This window comes from Faecalibacillus sp. TM498 (assembly GCF_020589955.1).
In the GTDB taxonomy this organism is placed as follows: Bacteria; Bacillota_I; Bacilli_A; order Erysipelotrichales; family Coprobacillaceae; genus Faecalibacillus; species Faecalibacillus intestinalis.
On sequence record NZ_JAJDKB010000137.1, the window covers coordinates 1 to 696 of the forward strand.

Sequence of the window (696 nt, forward strand, 5' to 3'; positions counted from 1 at the left end):
ATAGGAGAAAAGAAAATGGAATTTATAATTGATACAGTAAACTTAGAAGATATAAAAGAAGCAGTAGAATATATGCCAATTGTAGGAGTAACAAGTAATCCTTCAATAGTGAAAAAAACAAGTCCCAAAGATTTCTTTAAACATATGAAAGAAGTCAGGAAAATCATAGGAAAAGAAAGAAGTCTTCATATTCAAGTGATTTCTAAGGAATGTAATGAAATCGTTAAAGAAGCCCATCGTATACTAGAAGAAATTGATGATCAAGTCTATATCAAAGTACCCGTATCATATGAAGGAATCAAAGCTATCAAAAAACTAAAAGCAGAAGGAGTCAATGTGACAGCAACAGCTGTTTATGATTTGATGCAAGCCTATATGGCCTTGGCAGCAGGAGCAGACTATATTGCACCTTATGTCAATAGAATAGGGAACCTAGGAAATGATCCAATGGAACTGATCAATGAATTATCTAATAGAATCGTACAAGATGGTTATGATTGTAAGATATTAGCAGCAAGCTTTAAAGGAGTACAACAAGTAAGAGATGCCTTCAATTATGGAAGTCAAGCAATCACAGCGCCAGTAGAAGTCTTAAAACAAATCTTTGCGAATCCAAGTATTGAAAAAGCAGTGAATGATTTCAATAGTGATTGGTATGATGTTTATGGAGAAGGTAAAGGTATTTGTGATTTATAA

At 33.0% G+C, this 696-nt stretch carries 1 protein-coding gene; it reads left to right on the forward strand.

The annotated features are described in order from the left end of the window. Positions 1-15 precede the first annotated feature (15 nt). Positions 16-696 carry a fructose-6-phosphate aldolase gene (locus tag LJD32_RS15025; protein WP_119362616.1) on the forward strand — a complete coding sequence of 227 codons (681 nt, stop codon included), beginning with the start codon at positions 16-18 and terminating at the stop codon, positions 694-696.